Below are 7,228 nucleotides of genomic sequence, written 5' to 3' on the forward strand. Positions count from 1 at the left end.
GACTTTAAATAGCATAGTACAATTTACTTTTCTACTTTTATCATTTTCATTTTTAGAGTTTTCTATTTTTATACTTTCTATAGAATTTTCCAGTTTTAAATTTCTTAATTTCGTATCTAATTTAAAAATATTTTCTAAAGTTGAACAAATACTCAACTCTAATAAAACAGTCTCTGAATTTTCTACCTGCTCAGACCTTTTAATGATAGAATTTATCTCTACTATATCTTCCATACTTTTTTCTATGGATAAAATTATGTCTTCTGATTTTTTATTTTCTAAATCTAAATTTTTCTGCTGATTAAAAGTTTTAATATATTCTTTTTCTTGCTGTGAAATTAATATTTGTGACCTTCTTTCCTCTAATTCACTATTCTTTGTAATAAGTGGATTTATAAATAAAATTACAATCATCACATATGCAAGTAATGTTATCAACAATAAAAATAAAGATTTGTTTTGTTTAATTAATTTCAATTTAATCCACCTACTTTGTATTCAATAGTAAATAAATAATGTTTTTCTTCTTTCTGCAAACTTTTTATATTAAAATTTTTAACATTCTTTTGATTAGATAATTTTTCTAATATTTTCGTGTTATTACAAATACCTTGAATCTCTATTTTGTTTGAATTTGAGGATATACTTTTAATTTTATTCATGCCGATAATCGAACATATCTCTTCCAATTCTGATAAATTTATGTTACATTTTTGTGTATCTAAATTTTGATTACCTTCAGATAAATTCTTATTAACTTCCTCTTGCTGTGAAATATTTTCTAATTTATGCTTAGATATGTAATCAGTAAGCTGTGTATATTTAATTACATTAATCGATACTTGCAATAAAGTTATCAACAGTATTATAAGAGTACTCACTTGGTATAAATTCCAATCTCTTTTATTTTTCTCAAAAATGTTGATACATTTAGTATTTTTTCTCATTTTATATTACCAATCCTATACAAATCATATAATTATTTATATCTTTATCCACATTTTTTTCTATCCACAGCTTATTTAGTTTTAAATCGAATTTTAATTTATCCACATTAAATCCATTTTCTTTTATCTGATTTAAAAAATGATCTTCTAATCCATAATAAAATATGTTGATATCTTTTTCTAAAAATTTTAATATATAATCCACATTTCCTTCCTTTTCAAATACATTTGAATTGTATATTTTTCCATTTTCTACTAAATTTAAAATTATCTCATCATCTAAATTTTCTATTATAATACATCTGTCACAATTTATATTTAATTTATTTATATTCATCAATTTCTGTATGATGTCGTAATTAATATTTAAATATTTGCGCTTAATACCCGCATTTTCTGCAATTTGATTACAAATCTGTTCTATATACTTAGGGAATAATATAACCTGCAAATCCATAGTACTTTTATATTTATTTAAAACACTATATTTAATTATGTAATTATCTAAATTTATAGGCATGTCCTGTCCTATCTCGAATTTTACATATCCGTATATATCACGTTTTCTTATCTTACCTAAATTTTCATATCCTCTTACTATAACTTCTTCATTTTGTACTGCAAAAAATATTTTTTTTAATTTTTTATATTCACTTAATTTTTGGCTAACTAAATCTACATATTCTTTTTTCTTTTTTAGACCATTTAAATTTTTCAATCCAACATCTAAATTAATAATATCTATCATTTTTATTTTATTGATATGCTTTTTTAAAATTAATATTTCAGTTAAATAATTATCTAATTTGATGCATGCAAGATTTCCTATAAGATCATCTCCTCTAAAAATTATTACTCCTCACAATAATCCTTTTCTAGTTTTATTCACTTGGTTTAGGATAATATTGATCATCACCTATTGTTACAGTTATTGTATCATCAGCTCCAACTGTGACTGTAAATGAACCACCTGAACTTTGTTGTACTTTTGGTGTAGATTGTAAATATCCACTACTGACTAAACTCTCGACACTGATTCCTGTTTCCCCATTAGTAGCCGCCATTTGTGCTGCTGTAGCTATATTAGCTGCAGTTGCATAATCTATATTTACTTTAGCCCTTTCCTGAGTCTTTGAATAACTAAGTGCAGCCATACTCGAAATTATTACCATAAGAACAATAGTTATCATAACCTCAACTAGGGTGAATCCTCTTTTTTTCTTACCTTTGAAATATTTTTGATTTAAACCTGCTATTTTTTCTAAAATCTCATTCTTTTTAATCTTAGTTTTTTGAATTAAGTTCTTCATAAAAAGTACTCCTTTCATAATTGGTTTATATAAATTTTAAAAATTTATCTCCTAAAAAGAAGATATTGTATTAAACATAGGTATAACCATCGATACAACTGTAGCAGAGACTATGAGTCCCATTATTAAAATAATTCCATTTTCAAGATATTTAGTTCCAATTTCGACTTTTTCATCTATCTCATTTTCATAAAACTTATTAATAGTATCTAATGTTTCCTCCAATCTACCAGTAGATTCGCCTATAGTAACCATCGTTATAAATAGCTCTGGGAATAAATTAATTTTGCTTAGCGATACTCCAATATTATTCCCCTCTTTTATAGAATCATTTGCAATGCAAATCATATCATATATGTATCTCTTATCTATGACTTTTGCAGATATATCAATTGCATTAACTATTTCTACACCACTTTTGATTAGAATATAAAGTGACTTAGAAAACTTATTTGTAAGATTTAAAAGCATAAGCTCACCTATTTTCGGCAATCTTAAAAATAGTTTATGTAATTCTTTTCTCAATTCTTGATTATTTTTGACTACATACGCACTTATAATTAACAAGGTAAAACTCACTAGAAGTATAGCTATATAATTATTTCTAATAAAATTAGATACAAATAACATTCCTCTTGTTATAGCTGGTATATCTATATTATTTGCTAAATATATAGCCTCATATTTTGGCATTATAAACAACAAAATCGATAATACAGATCCAACTGTGACAAAAGCCAAAATAGTAGGATATATCGAAATACTTATTATTTTACTCTTTAATTTAGCCTCTTTATCATAATACTCACTCAATCTGTACATGACTTGATCTAAATTACTACTTACCTCTCCGGCATAGACTAAGCTGATGAAAAATCTAGAAAAAGCACTAGTATTCTTAAATGACTCTGTTATAGAATTTCCACTCTCTATCTCTCTCAAAATCCTTTTCAGCACAGGTTTTAATTTTTTACTTGCCTGTGCCTCCAACACTTCTAATAGTCTAGTTATTTCACATCCAGATTCAAATAAAATTCCTATTTCCTTGCAAAGTATTTTTAACTCTTTGTTCTTTAATTTTTGAGAAAAATTAAAAATTGATCTTTTCTTTTTTATAGAGGAGACTTTTAAATTATTTTCTTTTGCAAATTTCAATGCCTCCTCCTCATATTCAAGATCTAAATGAATTACCTTTCTTTTATTTTCCTGATCGTAAACAACACATTTATACGATTGCATATCCAACAGCTCCTAAATCAAAAAGACATTATCAAATTTTTTTCAACTAAATCTATATAACATTGATCAAAGGTAATCATCTTCCCTCTTTCAATAGCTATATCTTTAATTTTATTATTCTTTTCAAAATCATTTATATATTCTCTTATAACTTCATCTATCTCCAGGATCTCATAAACTAAAGTTCTTCCTATGTAACCTTTTCCTCCACAATATTCACATTCTTGATCTTTTCCATTGCAATATGGACATACTTTTTTAACTAATCGTTGAGATATAATCCCGACTAAAGAAGCACTAATTAAATATAAATCTACTCCCATATCCTTCAATCTAGTAATTGAAGATACAGTATCATTTGTATGTAAGGTACTCAGTACTAAATGACCTGTTATAGAGGCTCTCACGGCTATTTTAGCAGTTTCTGAATCTCTTATTTCACCTAACATAATTACATCTGGATCTTGTCTTAAAATAGCCCTTAAACCCTTTTCAAAAGTCAGACCTATTTTTTCATTTACCTGTATCTGATTTATTCCATCCATTTTGTATTCTACTGGATTTTCTATAGTTATAATATTTCTTGAGACGACATTTAAATCTTTTAATAGTGAATATAAAGTTGTACTCTTTCCACATCCTGTTTCACCTACAATTAATATAATTCCTGATTTCTTAGATATCATTTTGTCAATGATACCTATAGCCTCGTCAGAAAAACCTATTTCCTCCTTTGTCTTAAAAAAATTATCTCTATTTAAAATCCTCAAAACAGTCTTTTCTCCGTATGTAGTCGGAATTGTCGATGTTCTAATATCAATTAACCTTCCTCCTATATTTATATCCACCCTTCCATCCTGTGGAAGCCTCTTTTCAGTTATATCAATACCTGATTTTAATTTAATTACCGCAGTAAGCGGTAGGTGTAAATCTAAAGTATATCTAAAAGCCTCGTATAATTCTCCATCAACACGAAATCTTATAATCAAATAATTATCAAATGGTTCAATATGTATATCACTAGCATTTTCTTTTACTGCTCTATTTAAAATTTCAAAGAAAATCCTCTTAGCATAGTCCTCATCTACTTCAATCTTATTTCCATATGTGGATTCTATTTCCCTAATGATTTCTTCATAGGAATATCTCTTAAAAACAATCTTCTTCCCTGTTATCATTTTTAAATCCTGTATCGTATAAATATCTTCTTTACTTCCACCTATAACCAAAGTGTCGTTTTCTAATCCAATAGGTATTACGTTGTACTTTCTCGCAATTTTCTCTGGTACAATCGACAATAAATTATTAGCTATCAATAAGTATCACCTTCTAATTTATAATTAATTTGCTAACTGAATTATGTACTATACAAACAAATTCTATTCACATAAAATAGAAATATTTTCAAATAAATAACTTATTTAATAGACATAGATTAATATGCATAATTTTTATATTGTAATAATATGGATATTGTGGCTAAATCTATTAAATAATTATTATAAAATAAAATGTGTAAGTACAAAATAACAACAAATTAAATTTTGTACTTACACAAAATTCACTTCTCATAATTAAACCTTTCGATTAAAGCTATAAATTTATCATTCCTTATATTTTAAAATTCTACCAATAACTTCATTCTTCAATTTTTCCACTCTATCGAAGTCCATCGTAGGAAAATAGTACTCTTCTATTATATCGTGGTTGAATTTTGCTCGTTTTAAATTTGCAATCGCATTATTCATCAAGTAATCTACTATTTCTTTGTCTATTTTTATATCGTCCTTATATTTGTTTAATTTTTCTTCGTCTATAAAATCGTTTAAATTAATCGATTGTTTCTCTTTAAATAAAGAGCTTGTCGTTATAGCTACATTCAACTTAGGTATATAAACAGCCTGCAATTTATCTACAATTAGCGGAAAATGATATACTTCTACATCTAACCCTTTTTTCAATGCCCTTTCGTAAATACTTCTCAAAAATTCACTTTTGCCAACACCTATATCTCCACTCAAATAATAAATATTTTCTACACCTTCAAATAAACTATCTGAATAATCTAGATATCCTGCAGGAGTTATCGCTGAACCAAATAGATGTCTACATTTAGGTACTCCTTCACAAAATTCAACCCCATCAAATATCCTGCTAGCAAAATCATCTGTAATTTTATTTACCTTTGACCAATCCATACATTTTGAATTCTTAGATTCTATATCTAGATAAATAGGTTCTACTGATTTTAAAAATTTAAATGCCCTTTGGAAACAATCAGCTATATTCTCATTACATAATTGAATTTCAGATTTATTCTTTTCTAATCTCTCTATATCCCAAAATTCACCAAAATTAATAATTTCATCGACCGCTCCAGGTAATTTAGGATCAACAATATGTGGCGCAGTTGCATCTAAAAAAACTACATTTAACCCATTTATCACTACTCCATCTAATGACTTTGGATCTGAAGAACAGTAATGAAGCTCTATATCATATCCCATCTTGACAAATTCTTTAGCAACCTTTTTCATAAACGACGACTTACCAACTCCTGGTCCACCCTTTAAACAAAATATTCTATTTATACCATCTGTAATTATATAATCAAAAAATGAATAAAACCCATTTGATGTGTTTCCCCCTGGAAACATCTTTCTTATTTTTCCTGCCATAAGCAAATACCTCCTAAAAAAGCTCTATATTAAGATATTTATTTGCTCTTATTTTTGTTACAAAAAAAAGAACCTATTTTGTAGTATTAATTATCCTACATCATAGGTTCTCTATATTTTCAATATCTAGTCTACAGTTATTTCATATCCATTTTTAGTATATTGATCAACTATTTCAGCCCAAACCTCTTCAACACCTGTTTTCTTAGTTGCTGATAGAGGAATTACCTTTTCGTCTTTTTCTAGCTGTAGTTTCTTTCTTATAATGCTTATATTCTTTTGATATTTTCCTCTAGCTATTTTATCCGCCTTTGTAGCAATTACAACACATTCATAGCCAAAGTGTTTTATCCATTCATACATCATTACATCGTCATTTGTTGGTTCATGTCTAATATCGACTAATAAGAAAATAGCACACAATTCTTCTCTATTTTCTAGATATGTCTCCATTATATTTCCCCATTTGTCTTTTTCTGATTTTGCAACTTTGGCGTATCCATATCCTGGAAGGTCGACAAAGTAAAACTCATCATTTATCAAATAGAAATTTATAGTTCTAGTCTTTCCTGGAGTTTGACTAGTTCTAGCAAAATTTCTTCTATTTAACAGTGCGTTGACACAAGAAGACTTTCCAACGTTAGATCTTCCGACTAATGCTATTTCTGGTAGTCCTTCAGCTGGATACTGATGTCTTTTTGTCGCACTCATTTTTATTTCTGAATTTCTAATCTTCATTTTTATCACCATCTTTTACTAGGGCATGCTCTAGTACTTCATCTAAGTGTTTAACTAATACAAATTCCATTTGATCCTTTACATTTTGTGGTATTTCATCTAAATCAACTTCGCAATCCTTTGGAAGTAAAACCTTCTTGATTCCAGCTCTATGTGCAGCAAGTAATTTTTCTTTAACTCCTCCAACTGGTAACACTCTACCTCTTAAAGTTATTTCACCTGTCATAGCGACATCGCATCTTACAGGGATTTTGGTTAAAGCAGATAATACTGCTGTAGCCATTGTAACACCTGCTGATGGTCCATCCTTAGGTGT

At 27.6% G+C, this 7,228-nt stretch carries 9 protein-coding genes; all 9 read right to left on the reverse strand.

What is annotated here, in order from left to right:
* Positions 1-477: hypothetical protein (locus SPD90_RS11655; protein WP_320925348.1), on the reverse strand; the 477-nt coding region annotated here is incomplete at its 3' end.
* Positions 474-947, reverse strand: a complete 474-nt coding sequence (locus tag SPD90_RS11660) for a hypothetical protein (RefSeq protein ID WP_320623937.1) — start codon at positions 945-947, stop codon at positions 474-476. The genes SPD90_RS11660 and SPD90_RS11655, both read right to left, overlap by 4 nt.
* A 1-nt stretch (position 948) precedes the next feature.
* On the reverse strand, positions 949-1,695 hold the full coding sequence (locus SPD90_RS11665; protein WP_320623936.1) for a hypothetical protein: 747 nt from the start codon (positions 1,693-1,695) through the stop codon (positions 949-951).
* A gap of 133 nt (positions 1,696-1,828) precedes the next feature.
* Positions 1,829-2,257 carry a prepilin-type N-terminal cleavage/methylation domain-containing protein gene (locus SPD90_RS11670; protein ID WP_320623935.1) on the reverse strand — a complete coding sequence of 143 codons (429 nt, stop codon included), beginning with the start codon at positions 2,255-2,257 and terminating at the stop codon, positions 1,829-1,831.
* A gap of 51 nt (positions 2,258-2,308) precedes the next feature.
* Positions 2,309-3,496, reverse strand: coding sequence for a type II secretion system F family protein (locus SPD90_RS11675; RefSeq protein ID WP_320623934.1), 1,188 nt, complete (start codon positions 3,494-3,496; stop codon positions 2,309-2,311).
* 17 nt (positions 3,497-3,513) lie between these two features.
* Positions 3,514-4,812: a GspE/PulE family protein gene (locus tag SPD90_RS11680; RefSeq protein ID WP_320925349.1), complete on the reverse strand. Its 1,299-nt coding sequence runs from the start codon at positions 4,810-4,812 to the stop codon at positions 3,514-3,516.
* 288 nt (positions 4,813-5,100) lie between these two features.
* A complete protein-coding gene (locus SPD90_RS11685) occupies positions 5,101-6,174 on the reverse strand; it encodes a PRK06851 family protein (RefSeq protein WP_320925350.1) in 1,074 nt (357 codons plus the stop codon).
* A 126-nt stretch (positions 6,175-6,300) separates the two neighbouring features.
* A complete protein-coding gene (yihA, locus tag SPD90_RS11690; RefSeq protein WP_320623931.1) occupies positions 6,301-6,912 on the reverse strand; it encodes a ribosome biogenesis GTP-binding protein YihA/YsxC in 612 nt (203 codons plus the stop codon).
* The coding region (locus SPD90_RS11695) for a S16 family serine protease (protein ID WP_320925351.1) at positions 6,902-7,228 on the reverse strand (327 nt) is incomplete at its 5' end. The genes SPD90_RS11695 and yihA, both read right to left, overlap by 11 nt.

Source organism: Intestinibacter sp., assembly GCF_034113885.1.
Taxonomy (GTDB): domain Bacteria; phylum Bacillota; class Clostridia; order Peptostreptococcales; family Peptostreptococcaceae; genus Intestinibacter.

Coding starts and splice junctions, on each gene's coding strand:
- yihA (WP_320623931.1), bottom strand. CDS start 6,912: ATGAAGATTAGAAATTCAGAAATAAAAATGAGTGCGACAAAAAGACAT.
- SPD90_RS11670 (WP_320623935.1), bottom strand. CDS start 2,257: ATGAAGAACTTAATTCAAAAAACTAAGATTAAAAAGAATGAGATTTTA.
- SPD90_RS11665 (WP_320623936.1), bottom strand. CDS start 1,695: ATGATAGATATTATTAATTTAGATGTTGGATTGAAAAATTTAAATGGT.
- SPD90_RS11660 (WP_320623937.1), bottom strand. CDS start 947: ATGAGAAAAAATACTAAATGTATCAACATTTTTGAGAAAAATAAAAGA.
- SPD90_RS11675 (WP_320623934.1), bottom strand. CDS start 3,496: ATGCAATCGTATAAATGTGTTGTTTACGATCAGGAAAATAAAAGAAAG.
- SPD90_RS11685 (WP_320925350.1), bottom strand. CDS start 6,174: ATGGCAGGAAAAATAAGAAAGATGTTTCCAGGGGGAAACACATCAAAT.